Annotated in this window: 25 protein-coding genes and 2 riboswitches; of the genes, 14 read left to right on the forward strand and 11 right to left on the reverse strand. The window is 37.8% G+C overall.

Annotation, left to right across the window (positions count from 1 at the left end; translation table 11 throughout):
* Positions 1 to 102 precede the first annotated feature (102 nt).
* Entirely contained in the window at positions 103 to 486 is a 384-nt protein-coding gene (locus AB7942_RS06840) for a rhodanese-like domain-containing protein (RefSeq protein ID WP_369446286.1), read from the forward strand.
* Between the two features lie 100 nt (positions 487 to 586).
* Here the strand turns inward: AB7942_RS06840 and gcvPB are convergent, their stop codons facing one another.
* The 3 genes from gcvPB to gcvT are packed head-to-tail and all read right to left on the reverse strand — an operon-like array spanning position 587 to position 4,511.
* Complete coding sequence (gene gcvPB / locus AB7942_RS06845; RefSeq protein ID WP_088088955.1) at positions 587 to 2,047, reverse strand: aminomethyl-transferring glycine dehydrogenase subunit GcvPB; 1,461 nt, start codon at positions 2,045 to 2,047, stop codon at positions 587 to 589.
* Complete coding sequence (gene gcvPA, locus AB7942_RS06850; RefSeq protein WP_215010706.1) at positions 2,040 to 3,386, reverse strand: aminomethyl-transferring glycine dehydrogenase subunit GcvPA; 1,347 nt, start codon at positions 3,384 to 3,386, stop codon at positions 2,040 to 2,042. Before gcvPA ends, gcvPB begins: the two co-directional genes overlap by 8 nt.
* An 18-nt stretch (positions 3,387 to 3,404) precedes the next feature.
* Complete coding sequence (gene gcvT / locus AB7942_RS06855) at positions 3,405 to 4,511, reverse strand: glycine cleavage system aminomethyltransferase GcvT (protein ID WP_369446287.1); 1,107 nt, start codon at positions 4,509 to 4,511, stop codon at positions 3,405 to 3,407.
* Between the two features lie 86 nt (positions 4,512 to 4,597).
* Positions 4,598 to 4,677: riboswitch (glycine riboswitch) on the reverse strand.
* A gap of 3 nt (positions 4,678 to 4,680) precedes the next feature.
* A riboswitch (glycine riboswitch) is annotated at positions 4,681 to 4,768 on the reverse strand.
* Between the two features lie 177 nt (positions 4,769 to 4,945).
* Here gcvT and AB7942_RS06860 point away from each other — a divergent pair.
* The 12 genes from AB7942_RS06860 to AB7942_RS06915 all read left to right on the forward strand — a co-directional run bounded on the left by AB7942_RS06860 (position 4,946) and on the right by AB7942_RS06915 (position 13,029).
* Entirely contained in the window at positions 4,946 to 6,634 is a 1,689-nt protein-coding gene (locus AB7942_RS06860) for a DEAD/DEAH box helicase (RefSeq protein ID WP_369446288.1), read from the forward strand.
* Entirely contained in the window at positions 6,612 to 7,403 is a 792-nt protein-coding gene (locus AB7942_RS06865) for a YqhG family protein (protein ID WP_369446289.1), read from the forward strand. The genes AB7942_RS06860 and AB7942_RS06865 overlap by 23 nt, the downstream gene beginning before the upstream one ends.
* Positions 7,404 to 7,531: 128 nt before the next feature.
* Positions 7,532 to 8,614 carry a competence type IV pilus ATPase ComGA gene (gene comGA / locus AB7942_RS06870; RefSeq protein ID WP_088088960.1) on the forward strand — a complete coding sequence of 361 codons (1,083 nt, stop codon included), beginning with the start codon at positions 7,532 to 7,534 and terminating at the stop codon, positions 8,612 to 8,614.
* Positions 8,595 to 9,632 carry a competence type IV pilus assembly protein ComGB gene (gene comGB, locus AB7942_RS06875; RefSeq protein ID WP_369446290.1) on the forward strand — a complete coding sequence of 346 codons (1,038 nt, stop codon included), beginning with the start codon at positions 8,595 to 8,597 and terminating at the stop codon, positions 9,630 to 9,632. Before comGA ends, comGB begins: the two co-directional genes overlap by 20 nt.
* A gap of 20 nt (positions 9,633 to 9,652) precedes the next feature.
* Positions 9,653 to 9,973, forward strand: a complete 321-nt coding sequence (gene comGC / locus AB7942_RS06880) for a competence type IV pilus major pilin ComGC (RefSeq protein WP_088088962.1) — start codon at positions 9,653 to 9,655, stop codon at positions 9,971 to 9,973.
* Complete coding sequence (gene comGD / locus AB7942_RS06885; RefSeq protein WP_088088963.1) at positions 9,973 to 10,413, forward strand: competence type IV pilus minor pilin ComGD; 441 nt, start codon at positions 9,973 to 9,975, stop codon at positions 10,411 to 10,413. The genes comGC and comGD overlap by 1 nt, the downstream gene beginning before the upstream one ends.
* Before the next feature lie 10 nt (positions 10,414 to 10,423).
* Entirely contained in the window at positions 10,424 to 10,735 is a 312-nt protein-coding gene (locus AB7942_RS06890; protein WP_369446291.1) for a hypothetical protein, read from the forward strand.
* A complete protein-coding gene (gene comGF / locus AB7942_RS06895) occupies positions 10,683 to 11,159 on the forward strand; it encodes a competence type IV pilus minor pilin ComGF (protein WP_369446292.1) in 477 nt (158 codons plus the stop codon). Before AB7942_RS06890 ends, comGF begins: the two co-directional genes overlap by 53 nt.
* Positions 11,156 to 11,542 (forward strand): competence type IV pilus minor pilin ComGG, encoded by a 387-nt coding sequence (gene comGG, locus AB7942_RS06900; protein ID WP_335713097.1) that lies wholly within the window; start codon positions 11,156 to 11,158, stop codon positions 11,540 to 11,542. The genes comGF and comGG overlap by 4 nt, the downstream gene beginning before the upstream one ends.
* 47 nt (positions 11,543 to 11,589) lie before the next feature.
* Positions 11,590 to 11,775 (forward strand): YqzE family protein, encoded by a 186-nt coding sequence (locus AB7942_RS06905; RefSeq protein ID WP_088088967.1) that lies wholly within the window; start codon positions 11,590 to 11,592, stop codon positions 11,773 to 11,775.
* Positions 11,776 to 12,003: 228 nt separating this feature from the next.
* Positions 12,004 to 12,702, forward strand: coding sequence for a helix-turn-helix transcriptional regulator (locus AB7942_RS06910; RefSeq protein ID WP_335713583.1), 699 nt, complete (start codon positions 12,004 to 12,006; stop codon positions 12,700 to 12,702).
* 84 nt (positions 12,703 to 12,786) lie between these two features.
* The gene (locus AB7942_RS06915) at positions 12,787 to 13,029 is read left to right on the forward strand and encodes a DUF2626 domain-containing protein (protein WP_088088969.1); all 243 of its coding nucleotides are present in this window, start codon (positions 12,787 to 12,789) and stop codon (positions 13,027 to 13,029) included.
* A gap of 43 nt (positions 13,030 to 13,072) precedes the next feature.
* On the opposite strand, the gene AB7942_RS06920 is transcribed toward AB7942_RS06915, so the two are convergent.
* Together AB7942_RS06920 and AB7942_RS06925 are read right to left on the reverse strand one after the other, a co-directional pair.
* Complete coding sequence (locus tag AB7942_RS06920; protein ID WP_369446293.1) at positions 13,073 to 14,161, reverse strand: class I SAM-dependent methyltransferase; 1,089 nt, start codon at positions 14,159 to 14,161, stop codon at positions 13,073 to 13,075.
* A 166-nt stretch (positions 14,162 to 14,327) separates the two neighbouring features.
* Positions 14,328 to 14,963 carry an MBL fold metallo-hydrolase gene (locus AB7942_RS06925; RefSeq protein WP_369446294.1) on the reverse strand — a complete coding sequence of 212 codons (636 nt, stop codon included), beginning with the start codon at positions 14,961 to 14,963 and terminating at the stop codon, positions 14,328 to 14,330.
* Positions 14,964 to 15,176: 213 nt separating this feature from the next.
* On the opposite strand from AB7942_RS06925, the gene AB7942_RS06930 reads away from it, so the two are divergent.
* Entirely contained in the window at positions 15,177 to 15,353 is a 177-nt protein-coding gene (locus AB7942_RS06930) for a DUF2759 domain-containing protein (protein WP_088088972.1), read from the forward strand.
* A gap of 36 nt (positions 15,354 to 15,389) precedes the next feature.
* Here the strand turns inward: AB7942_RS06930 and AB7942_RS06935 are convergent, their stop codons facing one another.
* The 6 genes from AB7942_RS06935 to AB7942_RS06960 all read right to left on the reverse strand — a co-directional run bounded on the left by AB7942_RS06935 (position 15,390) and on the right by AB7942_RS06960 (position 20,245).
* Positions 15,390 to 15,707, reverse strand: a complete 318-nt coding sequence (locus tag AB7942_RS06935; RefSeq protein ID WP_088088973.1) for an MTH1187 family thiamine-binding protein — start codon at positions 15,705 to 15,707, stop codon at positions 15,390 to 15,392.
* Positions 15,708 to 15,793: 86 nt separating this feature from the next.
* Complete coding sequence (locus AB7942_RS06940) at positions 15,794 to 16,951, reverse strand: YqgU-like beta propeller domain-containing protein (protein WP_369446295.1); 1,158 nt, start codon at positions 16,949 to 16,951, stop codon at positions 15,794 to 15,796.
* A 108-nt stretch (positions 16,952 to 17,059) separates the two neighbouring features.
* Positions 17,060 to 18,031, reverse strand: coding sequence for an ROK family glucokinase (locus tag AB7942_RS06945; protein ID WP_369446296.1), 972 nt, complete (start codon positions 18,029 to 18,031; stop codon positions 17,060 to 17,062).
* 5 nt (positions 18,032 to 18,036) lie between these two features.
* Complete coding sequence (locus AB7942_RS06950; protein WP_088088976.1) at positions 18,037 to 18,249, reverse strand: YqgQ family protein; 213 nt, start codon at positions 18,247 to 18,249, stop codon at positions 18,037 to 18,039.
* Between the two features lie 76 nt (positions 18,250 to 18,325).
* Positions 18,326 to 19,888 carry a rhomboid family intramembrane serine protease gene (locus AB7942_RS06955; RefSeq protein ID WP_369446297.1) on the reverse strand — a complete coding sequence of 521 codons (1,563 nt, stop codon included), beginning with the start codon at positions 19,886 to 19,888 and terminating at the stop codon, positions 18,326 to 18,328.
* Between the two features lie 162 nt (positions 19,889 to 20,050).
* Entirely contained in the window at positions 20,051 to 20,245 is a 195-nt protein-coding gene (locus tag AB7942_RS06960) for a hypothetical protein (protein ID WP_369446298.1), read from the reverse strand.
* Between the last annotated feature and the right edge of the window lie 102 nt (positions 20,246 to 20,347).

A 20,347-nucleotide genomic window follows, 5' to 3' on the forward strand; every position in this document is an offset into this window, starting at 1 on the left:
TAGGCAATATCAAAAGATTTTTTTGCATTCATCTTTATCTTTATCGGATTGACTTATATAATAAATACTAGTGCAGGAAAGCTTGAAAGGAGCAAAAAGAAATTGAGTTCACTTTATCCATTATTAATCATCATTGTATCAGTTATCATTTATTCCGTTTTTACCTTTTTCTATCAGAAAAGAATTGTTAAAACGGTAACAGAAGAAGAGTTCCGTGCGGGGTACAGAAAGGCACAACTAATAGATGTTCGTGAAGCAAACGAATTCGAAGGCGGCCATATTTTAGGAGCACGTAATATCCCAATGTCGCAAATGAAAATGCGTATGAAAGAAATCCGGTCTGATATGCCAGTATATTTGTATTGCCAGAGTGGAATGCGGAGTGGACGTGCAGCCCAATTCTTACACCGAAAAGGCTATCGAGACCTTACTCAGCTACAAGGCGGGTTCAAAAAATGGTCAGGTAAAGTAAAAGCTAAGAAATAAGAAATCAATAAAGGTTCCGGATTCGGAGCCTTTTTTAATTTCAAAAACTGCTACACAAGATAAAGGTCAGATTATTTTTCGAATCTGACCTTTCCATTTATTAAGCTTCTTGGTATTTCAAAACTGGTTTACGGGCTGCTTTTGTTTCGTCCATCCGGCCGACCACTGTTGTATGTGGTGCTTCTTGAACGATTTCTGGATTTTCTTCCACTTCTTTAGCGATTTGGATCATAATATCGATGAACGAATCCAGTGTCTCTTTTGATTCGGTCTCAGTTGGTTCGATCATAATACACTCTTCCACATTTAATGGGAAGTAAATGGTTGGTGGGTGGTAACCAAAATCAAGCAGACGTTTCGCAATATCCAATGTACGAACGCCTAATTTTTTCTGACGTCTTCCACTGAGTACAAATTCATGCTTACAATGTCTATCAAATGGTAGATCATAATATTCAGCAAGCCTTCTCATCATGTAGTTCGCATTTAATACAGCGTACTCTGTTACCGCTTTTAAGCCATCTGGTCCCATCGAGCGAATGTATGTGTAAGCACGAACATTGATCCCGAAGTTTCCGTAATATGGCTTCACACGGCCAATTGATTGCGGGCGGTCATAATCAAGGACATATTCTTCGCCTTGCTTTGTGATAATCGGCTTTGGTAAGAACGGGATAAGGTCTGCCTTCACCCCGACAGGACCGGAACCAGGACCACCGCCTCCATGTGGGCCAGTGAATGTTTTATGAAGATTTAAGTGAACAACATCAAATCCCATATCCCCAGGTCTTGCTTTTGAAAGAACGGCGTTTAAGTTTGCTCCATCATAATAAAGCTTACCACCTGCTTCATGGACAATTTCAGCCAATTCAAGAATGTTTTCTTCAAATAGTCCAAGCGTATTCGGGTTGGTTAACATTAATGCAGCAGTATCTTCCCCAACAACCCTTCTTAAATCTTCAAGGTCGACAAGACCATGTTCATTTGATTTAACGGTAATTGTTTCTAGACCAGCAATCGTAGCAGAAGCTGGGTTCGTACCATGAGCAGAATCAGGGACGATTACTTTTGTACGGTTCATATCACCGTTAGCCTCATGATAAGCACGGATCATCATTAATCCAGTCCATTCCCCATGAGCCCCTGCGGCAGGTTGCAAGGTCACTTCGTCCATACCTGTTATTTCGATTAAATGCTCCTGCAAATCGTATAAAAGTTCAAGAGCACCTTGAACAGAGCTTTCATCTTGTAGCGGATGGACATGTGCAAATCCGTTAAAACGCGCTACATTTTCGTTGATTTTCGGATTATATTTCATCGTACACGAGCCTAGTGGATAGAATCCTGAATCGACGCCATGATTTCTCCTCGAAAGGGCAGTGTAGTGGCGCATAATATCAAGCTCCGAAACTTCAGGAAGTTCAGGCTCTTCTGTACGAAGGTAACCATCAGGAAGGAGACCGCTGAGATCTAGTTCCGGTACATCCATTTCCGGCAGGCTGTAGCCGATGCGGCCTGGTGTGCTAAGTTCAAAAATGAGTGCCTGGTCTTGATTATGCATGGAAATCCCCCAATTCTTTCACTAGAGTATCAATTTCTTCCTTCGATCTTTGTTCTGTTACAGCAATCAGCATATGGTTAGCCAGTTCTGAATAATCACGCCCTAAATCATAGCCCCCAATTATTCCTTTTTGTAAAAGGTTTTGGTTGATCTCTTTTACAGGCTTAGTTAATTTCACAACGAATTCATTGAAGGAATGGCCATCATAAACAACTTCAAAGCCGGCTTCCTTGAAAGCATTTTTCGCATAATGAGCTTTTTGCAAGTTGGCCGCAGCCATTTCCCTGACACCTTTTTTACCAAGAGCGGTCATCGCTACAGATGCAGCGAGTGCATTTAATGCCTGATTGGAACAAATATTTGATGTCGCTTTATCACGACGGATATGCTGTTCACGCGCTTGTAGTGTTAAGACAAAACCACGGCGCCCTTGGTCATCCGTTGTCTGTCCAACAAGACGGCCTGGAACTTTCCGCATTAACTTAGTAGTGACTGCAAAATATCCGCAGTGCGGTCCGCCAAAGGCAGTTGGGATCCCAAACGGCTGCGCATCACCAATAACGATGTCAGCACCAAATTTACCTGGAGGTGTTAATACCCCAAGGGACAGTGGGTTACTTGAAACAACAAACATGGACTTATTTGCATGAATGATTTCCTCAAGCTCTTTTAACGGCTCGACTCGCCCAAAGAAGTTTGGATATTGGACGATAACGGCTGCAACATCTTCATTAACGAGTCCTTTTAATGCGTCAAGATCTGTTACACCATCTTTGACTGGCACTTCAATCACATTGAGGTACTGACCCTTTGCATAAGTTTTTAGAACATCACGTGATTCTGGATGTACAGCACTGGATACGACTATCGTTTTTCGTTTGGTATGGCCTGCACTAAGCATTGCTGCTTCAGCAAGAGCAGTTCCGCCATCATACATCGATGAGTTGGCAACATCCATTCCAGTTAACTCACAAATCATGGTTTGGAATTCAAAGATAGCTTGAAGTTCACCTTGTGAAATTTCTGGTTGATAAGGTGTATAAGCTGTATAAAATTCTGATCTAGAAATAACATGGTCGACAATTACAGGCATGTAATGGTCATAAACACCTGCACCTATAAAAGATACGTTTCTTTTCAGGTCAGCGTTCCGACTAGCCATCTTAAAAAGCTCTTTCATTAAGTCTGTTTCAGACTTTGCCGCTTTTATATTGTACTCACCCTTAAATCTTACTTTCTCAGGGATATCGCTAAACAGTTCATCAATAGAGGAAACACCAATTGCCTCAAGCATAGTCTTCTTATCTTGTTCAGTCATAGGTAAATAGCGATGTTTCATAAACCTAACTCCCTTCTGTTATTTCTTTTCTTTTTTATAAAAAGGTGTTGGAACTACAGTAGCTTTTAAACGTTTGCCGCGAATTTCAACTTCAACTTCGGATTCAAGACCCGCAAATTCTGCATTGATCAGGGCAAGACCAATATTCCTCTTTAAGGTGGGTGATTGCGTTCCAGTTGTAACCTCACCAATTAACTGATCACCTTTATATACAGGGTAGCCATGACGTGGAATCCCACGATCAATCATTTCGATTCCAACCAATTTTCTTGTTAAGCCCTTTTCTTTTTGTTGGATTAACGCTTGTTTCCCGATAAAGTCATCTTCTTTGTTTAATTTCACAGCGAAGCCAATTCCAGCTTCAAGTGGTGAAATTTCTGGAGATAGTTCTTGACCATAAAGCGCTAAAACTGCTTCAAAGCGAAGTGTGTCGCGTGACCCTAATCCACATGGGATTACTCCATCTTCTTTACCTGCAGTTAAAATGTCTCTCCAAAGGTCCACAACATCTTTTGCATCGCAATACACTTCAAAGCCATCTTCACCAGTATAACCAGTTCTTGATACAAGTGCCTTTTTCCCATTTAGGATTACATCTTGTTGGAATTTGAAAAAGCCAATTTGGCTTAAATCATTATCTCCCGCAAGCTTTTGCAATACTTTTTCCGCAAGTGGTCCCTGAATAGCCAGCTGTGCTGTTTTTTCCGATAAGTTTTCTAAAGAGACATCACCAGTTAAATGGTCTTCAAGCCATTTGTAATCTTTTTCAATATTTGATGCGTTTACTACTAAAAGGTAATGATTGTCTTCAATCTTATATACAAGCAGGTCATCAACAGTACCGCCATTTTCATAACACATGGCGGTGTACTGGGCACCTCCATTTTTTACTTTTGAAATGTCATTAGTCATCATTTTTTGTAAAAATGCTAAGCTATTAGTGCCTTTTACTTCTACTTCACCCATATGGGAAACATCAAATAATCCTGCACATGAGCGAACAGCTTCATGCTCTTCTTTAATGCTAGAGAATTGGACCGGCAGTGCCCAACCTCCAAAATCAATGGTTTTTCCTCCCCATTCTTTATACACATCAAAAAGTGGAGTTCGTTTTAATTCAGACATTCTTAATCCTCCTTCAATCTTTGGCGCAAATTATTCAATGGATAATATAAAAAAGGACAGAAACCTCCTATGAAACGTAAGAAGGTCTCTGTCCTTGCACCTGAAAGTTTACCTAAAAAGGCTTTCCCCTTTGGTGGCTGCTTAAAGCTAGCAGCGCTCTCCAGAGCTGCGTCCTACAAGAGTTCTTTTGCCTGAGAGATTCACATTTCTGCTTGCTCCTTCGGCGCTACATAAGTAGTCTCTCCCCTTGTTATCATTCGCATTATAATATTATCCAAATTGGTCATACTAATTATACTTATAAAATAAATTACCTTATTAAAATATTTAAAACATTCAAAGCTATTATTATCCTACCATTAAAATAATACATTGAGCAATAACTTTATTAGAAAAGCATATAGCTGGAAATTGAATAAAAAGGAGCTGGAACCATGTCGATCGAAATTGAATTTGATTCCTCCTGGAAGGATGATTTTTTACATAGAATTGAAAACGATGGTCCATGGGGGAATTGGGAACTTTTTAAACTAGCAATTGGAGTTGAAAAACAGCTCGTCATTCCAGATTTCACAGGTTTATTGGCACCAAGTCATTTACCCAATCTAACCCCACTTCCTCACCAGCTTGAAACAGCTAAACAAGTAATTGAAAACATGAATGGGAAAGCCATCCTTGCCGATGAAGTAGGACTCGGAAAAACGATTGAGGCCGGGCTGATTCTAAAAGAATATATGATTCGCGGATTGGTGAAAAAGGTATTAATTCTTGTCCCTGCATCGTTAGTTACTCAATGGTCGATGGAGTTGAATAGCAAATTTTTCATTCCAGCCATTTCACAAAGGAAGAGCTATGTGTGGGAACAGTGCGATGTTGTCGTTTCGTCAATTGATACAGCTAAACGAAATCCCCATCGAGACATAATTTTTAAACAGGACTATGACCTTATTATCATTGATGAAGCCCATAAACTTAAAAATAACAAAACAAAAAACTACGAATTTGTCCAAAATCTGAAAAAGAAATTTTGTTTACTATTGACGGCAACACCCATTCAGAACCGTATCGAGGAAATTTTTAATCTGGTTTCATTATTAAAACCAGGACATTTAGGCAGCGAAACGACATTCTTTGAAAAATACAAACGAGATGCACGTTCATTAAATGATGATGAGCATTTAAAAGAATTAGTAAACAAGGTTATGATTCGGAACAGGCGGGCAGATACAGGCATTGAGTGGACGAAAAGGCATGTGGAAACCATTCCAATTGAATGCACTCAAGAGGAGAAAGATCTTTATGAGTCAATTACTGAACTAAAAAATGAGGGGAATTGGGCACAGACAAGTTCATTCTCCGTAATGACATTACAGCGTGAGGCGTGCAGCAGTAGAGAAGCAGTTTTTTATACATTAAAAAATATGCTCCAAAAAAAGGAAAATCCAACCCCAGTTTTTGAGGAACAAATTCAGTATTTAATAAAAAAAGTCGAAGCTGTCCAGAAGAATTCAAAAGCGGAAAAAGCATTAGAATTAATTCAAAAAGTAAATGATAAAGTAATTATTTTTACAGAATACCGAGCAACACAAATGTACCTCCAATGGTATTTAAAACAGCATGGAATTTCATCTGTCCCTTTTCGGGGCGGCTTTAAGCGTGGAAAAAAGGACTGGATGAGAGAATTATTCCAAAAGCACGCTCAGGTCCTTATTGCAACTGAAGCAGGCGGTGAAGGAATTAACCTTCAATTTTGTAATCATATAATTAACTTTGATTTGCCATGGAATCCAATGAGGCTCGAACAACGAATTGGTCGTATCCATCGTCTGGGCCAGGAAAAGGATGTCATGATTTATAATTTTGCGATAAAAAATACTGTCGAAGAACATATTTTGAAGCTTCTTTATGAGAAAATACATTTATTTGAAAAAGTAATTGGTGAACTGGACGATATTTTAACAAAGTTGGAATTTGGCAATATTGAAGACCATTTAATCGATATTTTTGGACAATCCTCATCCGAAGGCGAAATGCGAATTAAAATGGAAAATTTATCATCAATGATTGAATTTGCTCAGGACATGAAGAAGGGAGATTCCCATGCAGCAGCAGGAAATTCATAACTTTTTATTGAACTATTTTCAGGCTAATGACTGTGCAATTGTGGCGAATAGCCCAGGATATTTGACTGTTCAGTTAACAGTTGAACTTGATAAGGAATTAATGAATCGCCCTTTTTACTGGCACTATTTAGAAAAAACGGGTGGAATTCCAAACCCGATGAAGTTAACATTTATTACGAACCAAGATGCCGCTCCTGAAAATATAAAGGGGGAAATCATTCATTTTGGTTCACCTCGGCTTCATCAAATTTTTACTTCGACGAAAAATTTAGCCAGCTATATCCGACTTTATGAAAATCATCGGAATCAAAACAAGCAAACTCCTTTACTACCATGGCTATGTATGAATGTTAAGATCTCCTATCAATGTGACCGTAAGCGGGATATTTTCAAATCTATCGGCTTACAACTCATTAACGGAAAAATGGTTGAAGATTTCCATGACAGACTGCTTGAAATACCGTTAACACCAAAAATACCTGATTACTCCTTTACTTTGTCACCTTTAGTGAAACCTCAAAGCGGGATGTTGAGAGTTGAAACCTATCTTTCATCCATAATTGAGAAGGATGACCACTCTTGGGCAATAGATGCGCGAGAACGTTGGGATAAAGATTTACGCCTCTTGAATCATTTTTACGAGGATGTTGAAGATGAAAATGAAAACTTTGAAACCGAAAAAATGGCTCTAAAGGAACAGTACGAACCAAAAATCTCCATATCCTTCATCAATGGCGGCCTCTTTTATCTAACTGAAAAAGCAATATAAGGGACAGGGTGTCAGGCACCATGTGAAATTTTCACATGGTGTCTGACACCCTTAAAAATATTTTTGAAAATAAAGAAGGATAAGGAGGAATCATGTCGAATATTATCCCATAGAAAAATGAAAAGGCGGTGGTACTTATTGTTAGCGAGATAGAAATTTTAGCAAATCGAATCATTACAGATGCTGCACGAAACCAGGCAACAGATATTCACATTATCCCAAGGAAGAGGGACACACTCGTCCAAATCCGATTAACCAACAAGTTAATTCCTCGACTATCCCTTCCAAAAGATGAATGCGACAGATTAATCTCACATTTTAAATTCACAGCCAATATGGATATCGGAGAAAGAAGACGACCACAAAGTGGATCCATTTTTTGTGAAGTTGACGGAAATTTAATGGGGCTCAGACTTTCCACACTCCCTTCTAATAACAGAGAGAGCCTTGTCATCCGGCTATTACCACAGCAAGAACAAATTCCTTTTCACCAACTTTCACTCTTCCCAGCAATGACCCGAAAACTACTTGCCCTTCTCAAACACGCTCATGGATTAATAATTTTTACCGGCCCGACGGGCAGCGGAAAAACGACTACTCTCTATTCCCTTTTAAATGAAACCGCCCACTTATTTCATCGTAATGTCATTACACTCGAAGATCCCATTGAAAAAAACTATGACTCAGTCCTGCAGATCCAAGTCAATGAAAAAGCAGGCGTCACCTATGCAGCCGGATTAAAGGCAATTCTTCGACATGATCCTGACATTATAATGGTCGGTGAAATTAGAGATGCTGAGACGGCAAAGATTGCGGTAAGGGCAGCATTAACAGGCCATCTAGTGCTTTCCACGATGCATACCCGTGATGCGAAGGGAGCGGTTTATCGCCTGCGTGAGTTTGGAGTGAATTGGTTAGAGGTCGAGCAGACACTTATTGCCATAACAGCCCAAAGGTTGGTTGAACTTACCTGCCCTTTTTGCGAAGGAGAGTGTTCACCTATTTGTTATTCCTATGGCAGATGGAAACGTGCCAGTGTATTTGAACTTTTATCCGGACGAAATTTACACGCAGTAATGAAAGCTGCTCAAGGAGAAAAAATAGAAATTCGTTACCGAATGATAAAAGATGTAATTAATAAGGGCATTGCCCTTGGATATATCCAAGAATCTGAATATGAACGATTGGTATATGACGATGAAACGGTCTAAATGGTCAGTGAATGAACAAGCTAATTTCCTGAGAAGAACCGGTGAACTATTGGCAAGGGGGTATCCAATTGCTTTAGCAATTGAATCCATAGCATTACAATTACCGTCAAAACGAAAGGAGGATTTAAATGGTTGTTTAGAAGAGTTGAAAAAGGGTTTACCGTTTCATGATGCATTAAATAATCTTGGTTTCAACAAGGACTTAGTCGGTTATGTCTATTTTGCGGAGCAGCATGGCAGCTTTGCTGATGCTCTGTTAGAAGGAAGTGATCTTGCCCTATTAAAAGATAAAGACGTACACAAGTTGCTCAAGTTGCTTCAGTATCCGATGGTGCTTTTAGTTATTACAGGATTTCTATTTATTTTTATAGAAAATACATTGCTGCCAAGGTTCACCACCCTTTTTTCATCGCTTGGTCTGGAAGCAAATTTTTTCACAAATGTCATTTATGCTTTTGATCAATACTTCCCAACTGTTATCGGTACCCTGCTTCTGATCCTAATTATGGGAGCCGCTTATTATCTTCTCTTTTTTAGAAAACTCTCCGTCCTAAAACAAAGGTCACAACTTGTTCGAATACCTTTTGTTGGCAGGATCCTCAAATTGCTGTTTACCCACTACTTTTCCATTCAACTTAGCTTTCTCTTATCCGGTGGATTATCAGTTTCCGAAGCCTTACAACTATTTGAACAGAATCATCGACATCCTTTTTACTGTCACTTAGCTAAAAGGATTAAAACTAAGCTAATTACCGGAGAAAAGTTGGAGACAATTTTAGCGTCTCTGTCATTTTTCGAAAAAGAATTTCCGATGATTGTAAAACACGGCCAAGAAAATGGAAAATTGGAGCAGGAGTTATTATTTTTCAGTAAGCATTGTGTCACTAACATGGAAGAAATGATAGAAAAACGGTTAACAACCATCCAGCCAATTCTTTACATTTTTATTGGATTCATGGTGGTTTCGATGTATTTAGCGATTCTTTTACCCATGTTTCATCTACTGGACGGCATTTAAAAAAATGGAGGTTATTAAAAATGATGAAAAATGAAAAAGGCTTTACTTTAATTGAAATGATGATCGTCATGCTCGTAATTTCGGTCTTGTTAATTATCACAATTCCAAACGTTGCCAAACATAATTCTAACATCAACAATAAAGGCTGTGATGCCTATGTTAAAATGGTCCAGGCACAAGTTCAGGCTTATGAAATGGATAAGAATAAAGTACCAACCATCGCGGAACTAAAAGCAGAAGGATATATAAAGGAGGACGCTAAAGGTTGTCCAAACGGAAAGACAGTTGAAATAGACTCTGAAGGTACTGTAACAGCTGTTGCATCAGTAACCACTCCATAATGAATACGCATCAAAAAGGCTTCACTTTAATTGAGTCCTTGTTAGTTCTCTCCATCTTCATGATTATCTCCTCAATTACAGTTTTCTCATTAAAACCACAGCACTCAGTAATGGAGGATGAGGCCTTTTTAATCCAATTAAAAGCCGACCTATATTATGCTCAACAATATGCTATCTCCCATCATGATGAAGTATCCATTGTTTTTGTTCCAGATCAATATAGGTATTTTCTGTATTTGTGGCCGGAACCAACGCCGATCGTCAATCGAAATTACAGTACAAATATTTATCTCAAAGAAGGTTCTCTCCCCTTATATTTGAAATTCCTAAGCGACGGAAACGTAAACCAGTTTGGAAACTTTTTTATCCAAACAAAAAATAAAACATATGTTATTACTTTTTTAATTGGAGAGGGTCGGTTCTATGTTAAGGAGTACTAGAGGATTTTTTTTGCTTGAACTACTACTTTCTTTATCTGCCTGGTTAATGCTTAGTTTATTTTTACTGCCTTTATTGATCGAACTAAGAGAACAATCACGACAATTAGAATGGGAGAGCAAGGCGAGGCAGCTGATGTATGAGGAACTACAGACCAAATTAATCAGTTATAAAACATTTTCAAATTACACTTCCATTTTGAATGGAGTTGAATACCAAATCACATGGAAAGACACCGGAGCAGCTGACCAAAAGGAGGTGTGTGTAAGAATTGAAAAAAATTCATTACAGCCTGAAACCGAAATTTGTAGGCCCCTTGAATGAAAAAGCATTTACGCTCATCGAGGTACTAATTGCTTTTTCAATTTTTACGACGATTATTTTCTTTATGACACCTGTTTTTCAAATTATCCTGACTAATAAGGACACGGAGGCATCGTTACAGGCAATGGAATGGGAAGTTTTTTCGAGCCAAATCAAAAAAGAAATAAGGCAGTCCACTCGTGCCGAAGTGATTTCCGGAAGGTTAATTCTAACGAAGGATACTGAAACCATTCAATATGAAAAGTACGGTACTAATCTTAGGAGACGTGTGAATTCAACTGGTCATGAAATAATCCTCCAAAATGTTTCACAATATTCGTTCACCATTATAAACAATGCAGTCAAAACCATCGTAACGGATCTATGGGGAAAAGAATACTCAGTAACAGCTTTTCCATTAGTAAATTCGGGGACAGTCCCATGAAAAATAATGAAAAAGGCTTCACTTACCCACTTACCTTGTGCCTGATCATCATTTTTTTATTATTTTTCTCGGTACGTATTGAACAATTGTTATCCGAAAGAAAAATGGCACATGAAACGGCTATCATCCTCCAAGAGGAGTACTATTTTCTATCGTCGGTAAAAAAAGTTGAAGTAATATTTCAAAAGAGTGGGATCTTACCTGTCAAAGGAACAATTAGTTTTGTTAACGGCACCATGGATTACCAAGTTGAAACTCCTACTGGGTATGTCCAAAAAGTCAATTTTACTCTTCACCTCCTTGCTGTTGACAAAACATTCATTGGACGGGGATATTTTGATACAAGGACAAAAAGATTAAGTAAATGGGTCGAATTAAAATGAAGAAATATGGACATACTTGTTTATGAAAATTAAAGGCAGGTGTGTCCATGAAAACAAACGACTATGTGAAATATATGACCCAAACCATCGTGAAATACGCAGACCAACCGAAGGATGAACGAAAACGAATTCGTACAGCTCGAAAAGAAACAAAAGCTTCTTTTTGGTATCGCTGGTTCGGAATTCTACCCTACATCGTTTATTTTGAAGTCAAAAAAAGACGAAAATTGTAACGAGCGGATGCTGGGTCTGCTTCGTTATTTTTCCAAAATAACTATATTTCTGCTATTGACAAGAGATTATTAATGAATTTAGGCTATTTTTTATTATATTGTTACAATATAAAGTCGTAAATTGTGAACAATTTCTAAACATATAGTGTTAACATTGTTAACCTCATTCCCATGTTACAATGGCTGTATTATAATGGAATAAATTATGGGGGTCCGAGGTGAACAGTGATGGAACAAACATTAAAAATAACAAACGTTTTGTCAGATCCAACACGGTACTATATTTATCAATACATTACAAAACGTCACCAAGAAGTAACCGTTCAAGAGGTGGCGGAAAATTTTAATATTCATCCGAATGTAGCAAGATTGCATTTATCAAAGCTTGAAGATGTAAATATGTTAGCATCTGAAACCAAGAAAACAGGTAAAGGTGGCAGACCAAGTAGATTATATCGTTTATCTGACGATGTAATCCAGCTGCATTTCCCGTTTCGCGACTACATGCTTTTATCCAAAGTCGCACTCCAAACAATGATTTCGCTTGGAGAAGCAGGAAAGCAAGCCCTTTATCTAACCGGAAAACGTTTTGGTACAGAAGTGATTGAACAAGAAAAGGCAAAAAGAGCATTTGGTGAGGAATTAGAATTTGAGCAAAAGCTAACAATATTAAAAAGCGCTGCAACGCTTGCAGGTTTTTATCCAGAATTTGAAGCAAACGGTGAAAAAACAAAAATCTATTTCCAAATTTTCAATTGTCCATTTAAAGAAGTGGCAGAAGAGCATTCGGAAACAGTTTGCAGTATGCACCATGAATTTCTAAAGGGAATGTTTGGAGCACTATTTGAATCCGTTGAGTTGATTGAAAAAGATAATATTATTTCTGGCTGCGAAACTTGTTCATATCAAGCGCTGGTTACAAACTAATTCGAAACCATTATTTACATTATGTCTCCTTTTCCTTATAATATTGTAATGATGGTATCGTAGGGAAAAAGGAGGGGGATACATATGGATCGCATGTTCAGAGTTTGTGGTTTCTGGACGGGCATTTTTACAGTTATGTTTTATCTAGGTGATATGGATAAAACGGCAATGCTATTCTTAGCCCAAACAGGTTTTTTCGTTCTGCTTAGCTATCTTAAATTATCCGAGCGCATGTATTTGTGGGTATTCGGAGCATATTTAACAGTTTTCTTCGCAGGTTTCACTTATTGGACTACGTTCATGATGGTGCCTGGTGCAGGTCATTGAGAAACATTTAGAAAAAACGTCGGAATACTCCGGCGTTTTTTCTTTATTCTACGAAAGCGTCATTTTCATTTAGCTTAAACCCTTTTTGCTGGATAACCACATGAAAATAGGTGCTTATCCCGGATGGCATGATCAAACTACGAATCGCTCGATTCCGTTTGCTGACTTCTGAAAATGGATTGGGGTCATAATGGTTCGCTAATTCTTTTAGAATTCCGGACTTTAATAAAAATTCATCCTGTCTGAGTTTGGTAATTAATTCTAATTCTACCTGCTCACCCTTTTGAATGAGATAATCAAAATGAATATGCGTGGTAATGTCCATTTCACCTGGGTGCTGTAAGACATCATCAATCATCTGATGCTGATAATACCCTCTTAAACTCCCCTTTGCCCTTCTTGGGTCCATCCACTCCTCAAGTGTATAGCCATAATCAGCTGTCACAACAATTCCTTTTATGAGGGACTGAGCAATTTCCCGCACCATCTTTTCCATTGCTAACGGGATCTCTATCCGCTGTTTTTCCTTTAGTTTAAGCTTGCTTTCCTGTAAAAAAAACAGGATATCTGAATCCGTTAACAATACTTTTTGCTCATACAGTTCGTTCCTTCGAATCCCTATCATAACCTCAAAAAGCTGACCATCGACTTTCTCGATCACACGAACTGGCAGGGCATCGAATAGTTCATTGGAATAAACCATTCCCTCAAAAGCCTCAACATTGCTGATACTTTCCAATTGGACAACCGAAAAATTAGTTAGCAATTGCCTTTGCAGTTTCTGATGATAGGGACTGCTTTCTACAATTATATACTTTAATGGGGTTTTAATCGTTTCATGCCATTCCTGTAAAAATGCCTCCGCAAAACGTCCATTCCCAGCTCCAATTTCACAAAATACTGGAGCTAATTGTGTCCTTTCACATACGTGAGAAAACCATTTTGCCATCATTCTTCCGTATATATCAGATATATTGCTTGTTGTTATGAAATCTCCTTGTCGGCCAATTTTCTGTTTATCTTTCATATAATAACCGAATTCAGGATGATATAAGGCTGCCCCCATGAAATCCGCATAGGTAATTAACTCATTGGGTGAATTTGAAATTAAACTCTTTAAAAATATATTCATATATGCTCCTTTTTAAATAAACACTATTGACACAGTGTAAACTTTATAATATTGTAAAGATAGTAGCTTAACTTTTATCCCCTCCCATATTAGAATAGAATATCCCCCAGAAAAACCCTTCTCAAATTGGAGAAGGGTTTTTCTATTTTTGTCTTCTCTCTATCCTCTAAAATCCATTCAAGAACGGATTACTATCCATTTCATCAGCAATGGTTGTTACAGGGCCGTGGCCTGATAAGACATACGTTTCCTCAGGCAAAACAAGCAGCTTATCATGAATGCTTTTTAATAGCTGTGCCTCGTTTCCTCCAGGTAGGTCTGTACGGCCAATGCTGCCTTGAAACAGGGCATCACCTGAAAGAACAAACCCATCCTTTTTGAAGTAAAATGAGACACTTCCAGGTGAATGTCCTGGTGTATGAAAAATGTCAAACTCAAAACCACCTATTTTCATTTCTCCTTCATTTTTTAAAATAAAATCAGCTGGCTTTGCTGTTATTGAATCCTGAATCATAAAAAATTGCGAACCATTTAATGAAGAGTCACCCAGCCATTTTTCCTCTTGTTTGTGAAGATAAACTGGAATTTTATAAAAATCCCTTACTTCATCAACACCCCCAATATGATCGAAGTGGGCATGGGTTAGAAAAATTGCGAGAGGTTTTAATTTCCTATTGTTCAACAAATGAATGAGTTTTTTCCCTTCACTGCCTGGGTCAATAATTAAACACGAACGATCTGAATTTTCTACAATATAACAGTTAGTTTGAAGTGCCCCTAATGGGATTTGTTGCCATTTCATACTTTAGTACCTCCAATTGAAATTGCGATATCATTATTTTACACTAAGTAAACAGTTGAGTGAAAGAATACTAATTCAATGATCTCTTATTTGCACTCGACAAATGAAAGAAAAAAATATAAAATAAGAGTCGAATGTATATAATATAGGTACATAATTTTCTTTGGAATGTTTGAGGCATTGCCTGCTTATGATGAAAAAGGGGGATTTACCATGGGTTTAGTAATTATTTTTGCTATCGTAACCATCCTTGCAGCTTTCGGTGGATTTTCATCACTAAAGAATAAAAATTTCTTAGGTGCATTTTGGGGTGTAGCATCATTTGTGACTTTTGGTTGGTTTACAGTTATGACCATTGTTCATTCTGGTTTTCCAACAGGACATCATTAATAATCTTAAAAAGACTGCCATCAGGCAGTCTTTTTTCTATCCCTCGTTTAACAGTGTGGTTACCCGCTCTACTTTATATTCCATACTACGCTTAACATCCCTTCGGTCATCAATACGAATCGTTGTAGCGACCCGCTGAATCCCTTCAGAGAAGGGTACCTCATGCATTTCTTGAATTACTTCAAAAAGGATAGGTAATTCACCTTCAATTATGGTATTCATCGGTGTTAATTGGAAACGAATCTTCCCTTCTTCTTGATATTTCCTCAAAACTTTTTGAACACTTGCCACATATTTACTGACACTTGGTGTTTCCGTACCAATTGGAATGACTGCTACATCTACAATGGCCATGCAATATTACCTTCCTCTCCTATATTTTCATCACAACGTGATTTTATCATATTGGGAGATTAAATAAAAAAATGACAACCGTATTGTCATTCTTTTATCAATTCATATATTTTCTTGGCCTTAATATCAATAATTTTTTCAAACTGATTCCCATACAAGAGTGCATCACCAGTAGGAGATAAATGAATGGGCTCATTTTCTAACCCATCCATGATTAAGCTGCTACTTCCGTTCTTAGGATTAAAAGCTAGGAGTTGGAAGCCCTCTGTATAGGAATCCGCTTCACCACTTGTGACAGGACTAAAGGTAAAAAATTGTCCCTTCTGCTCATTATAGTCATAGAAAGGAACTAACCAATCTGAATAATTTGTAAGTTGTGGAATAGAAAACGTGAATAGCTTTTTCATTTCTTTGTCAAAAAATGAATAGTTGGCCATCGATTGATCTTGTTCATTAACAGAGACAGTCACGAGCAAATCGCGAAATTCGGAAAAATCGATCACTGAAGAAAACAGTGTCTTTTCCATCCCATTTTCTAAACTTCTATCAATAAGTGGTGCAAATAAGGAAGGATTATTTTCATCCCAATTAATGAAGGCAACCTCATTCTCACCCTTCCATTTTATAAAAGGTTGGGGCAAGGTAAGTTCGGTAGTGTTTGACTTATTTAGATCAAGTAATAATACTTGAAAGCTCCAATCCTCATTAAATTTCGTGACCAGAATCTCTGATTCCTTATAAGGATTCCACTCAAAAGATAATTCATAGGAAGCAAAAGATTTTTTCAATTGTTCCTTCCCTTTTATATCTATAATTGTAACTACTCCTTCGTATGATGACGGCGAGGTATGAATTAACATTCTCTTTTTTGAAGGGCTAATTTGGACGTTGACTATGGGATATTCACTTTTATAAATTAGTTCACTTTTACCTGTTAAAAGATTGTACTGATAGACACTTGAAGTTTGTTCTAGATTTGTAATGTAGAGGACTTTGGTTCCAGAAAGCCAGCCGACGAATTTATAAAATTCACCTTCAGGGATGGAAATAGGTAATTTCCATTCGTTTCCTAGAGCAGTAGCAGGTGATTTAGGCTTTTCATTTTTAGCGGTAACTTTTTGTTTCAACTGCTCTTTTTGAGCACATGCAGTTAAAATGAGAATTAAAAAAAATAAACGGAGGATCAGAAAAATAGGATAATTTCTTTTTTGCCGGCTCAATTTATCAATATTTCCTCCTCTCATTTCCGCTCTCATAGGTTAGTACGTTTTTTTGACAAAAATGTTTCAACTTTTTAGCAAATAATACTAAATAGGAAAAAGCCGCATGACAGCGGATTTTCCCTTTGGAGTTTATTGATTTAATTTATTCTTTATTAGCCATGCTGCACCAAGGACACCTGCATCATTTCCTAATGTAGCCAAAGCAAGTTTTGTGGAATCCCTTACGGGTGAAAAAGCAAACTTCTCAAAATTATTTTTTACTGGAACTACTAATATATCGCCTGCTTTTGAAACACCGCCGCCAAGAACAATTTTTTCCGGATTTAGGGTGTTGGCAATACTAGCTAATACGAATCCTAAATGAAAGGAAACCTCATCCAAAATTGATTTGGCCAATTCATCACTATTACGGGCTGCATCAAAGACATCTTTTGCTGTAATGCTGCTATTCTCAGCAAGCTTTTCAGATAATTCACCTTTTAACCCCTTAGCTAGTTCAACCTTAGCTAATCGAACAATACCTGTGGCAGAAGCGACCGTTTCTAAACAGCCGGTCTTCCCGCAATTGCATGGTGCACCACCCGATGGTATGGCTGTAATATGACCTATTTCTCCCGCAGCACCATTAATGCCTTGAACAACTTTGCCGCCAACAATTACGCCGCCACCGACACCAGTTCCGAGTGTGACACAAACAAGGTCCTTCGCTCCAGCGCCCGCTCCCATCCACATCTCACCCAATGCCGCAGAGTTTGCGTCATTTTCAATCGCAGCTGGTAGTGAGGTCGCTGCTTCAAGACGGTCCTTTAGGGGATAGTTATCTGGCCAGCCTAAATTTACGACATTTAAAACGATTCCCTTTTCATAGTTAACTGGTCCAGGTGCCCCCATACCAATTCCTAGTAAATTACTTTTTAATTGATCATGTTCAGCAAGTTTTTCATCAATTGCCTTAGCAATATTACCTGTAATGTTTTGTCCTTCATTTGAGTTATCCGTTGGGATTTCCCATTTGTGAACGATTTCACCTTCAGTTGTTACGAAGGCTAATTTAGTAGTTGTCCCACCAAGGTCAACACCAACAATCCATTTTCTTGACAATAGAATCACCTATCTTTTTTGACTTTTTCTTTTTGAAATTGTATCTCATGCCTCAAAATTAACAGAGCTGTTTGGAACTCCATTGGCTCAATCAGCTGTGATTGATATAGTTCCTTTAGCTCCATTTCCATTAATTCAAGGTCCGCGACTCTTTCACCAATATAAATAATGGTTCCAAAGCGCTTTAAAAATTGCTGAATATCATAAATAGTTTTCATTTATATCTCCTTGTATTTTAATTGAGAGAAACATATTAGTACAAGCAATATTTTTTTCGAAACATAATTTGGTATTCTATTCTCCTCCGTCAGAGGATTGAAGCTGGCGATTAATTTCGTGTAGTAATTCAGAATACTCCTGTTGATTCGGTTTAAGCTTAATTGCCTGTTCTATATTTCCTTTAGCCTCTTCCAGATCTTTTTGCTCAAGATTAATGAGAGCTAAATTAAAGAAAGCCTTATCAAAACTAGGGTCTAGTTTTATTGCTTTTTGTAGATGTGTTTTGGCTTCAGGAAGCATTTCCTTCTTAATTTCTACGAAGGATAGAAGAAAGTAGGTTTTCTCTGATAGATTGACGGCATTTTCTTCCGATTCCTTTAAAACGTTGTAGGCCTTATCGTAGTTGTTTTGCTTTATATATTCCTGGGCCATCAACAAATTAGAATTTTCATCATGTGATTTTCCTAAAGAGCTAAAACCATATGATAAAGAACCATATAGCAGTGCGACAGACGCAATAAAAAACAACATTTGCAGCCATAGTTTGTTCTTCTTGGGAAAGTGGACAGTTCCTGCTGCTATGAATCCCCCTGCCAACCCGCCTAGATGACCTGCATTATCAATTCCCGATGCAGAGAACCCAACCATAAGGTTGATCCCAAGAACGACAAGCAAATTCAATCCCATTGTTCGGAAAAATAACTTCGGATAAATAACTCCAAAATAAAGTAATGCACCAAAACAGCCGAAAATAGCACCGCTTGCCCCTGCTGATAAGTTAGCACTGAAGATGAAACTGGCAATAAAACCTGTAACCCCAGCAAACAAGTAAATCCAAAGAAAACGAAGATTGCCAAAAATTCTTTCCACTTCAGTTCCGAGAAAGTACAATGCAAGGGTGTTCATTGCCAGATGGATAAAACCAATATGAAGAAAAACGGGTGTAATAAATCTCCACCATTCTCCTTCAACGATTAATTGGTTGACCTTGGCCCCGTATTTAATCAAGGTAGAAGTATTCGTGCTTCCACCATGAAGCTGAAGCCAGAAAAAAACAGCAACCTGAATGGCAATGAAAACATACGTAAATATTGGTTTGCCATTCAACAGAATAGCTCTTTCCGTCTTAACTTTCTTAATCGCATAATCCAATGCCGCTTTCTTAACGGACTCAACATCCTCTTCTAAGTAATCATCATTGATTGAAAAATGAAGTCCAGCCCCAAGCCTCTCTGAAATACGATGAAAACCTGCTTCGTATACCCCTTGTGCAAAAAGAATCGAGCTTACCATCGTTTTATTTCCTTCAGAATGGACAAAAGGTTTCACGAGACGAAATTCATATTCATCAACTGGTGGGAATTGACTAACATAAATATTGAGCACATTTAACTCATGTCGACCAATTTGCTTGCGGACTCTCTCTCCATTTGCTGCAGTAAACTCAATATCACGCTGCATAGCATTACTCCAATCCAAATTATGGAGCAGCATACGAATGATCGGTGCTTTTTTATTTTCTATTTTTTCTAGCCATAATTCTTTTTGATTTTCAAATAATTGAATAATACGGTAACCATGATCTGAAATAAATGAATACGCTAATTCCCAAAATATGTAACGTTCTCTATTATTCATTTCCCCCCTGCTTCCTATGTAAAAATAAACGGCCTTATCAAGCTGCGATAATTCTTTTTCTTATATCTTTCATTATAAACGATTCTCGAGTAACAATAATCAATCAAGCTTTTATTTTTATTGAGATCCGTCTTCTCCATAAAAAAAAACCATCTGTGGTTTTCACCATTCAGATGGTCTTCCAAAAACCGATTGCATCATTTTTTGTTTTACACCTGGGAAGCTCATAACTGAGCCTACTGCAAGCCTGCGCATCCAACTAAATCCTAGTAGCACATTGATAAGACGGTATCTATATCGGAACCCAAAATAACCAATAGAACCAATCATCAATATGGATGTTAACATACGAGACATTCTCATCCCTCCTACTAGTATTTTGCGATTATGACCATCATTTTATCCATAAAAAAAGGACTGAATTTACAGTATAAGAATTCAATCCTTTTGATTAATAGT

Source organism: Neobacillus sp. BF23-41 (assembly GCF_041106275.1).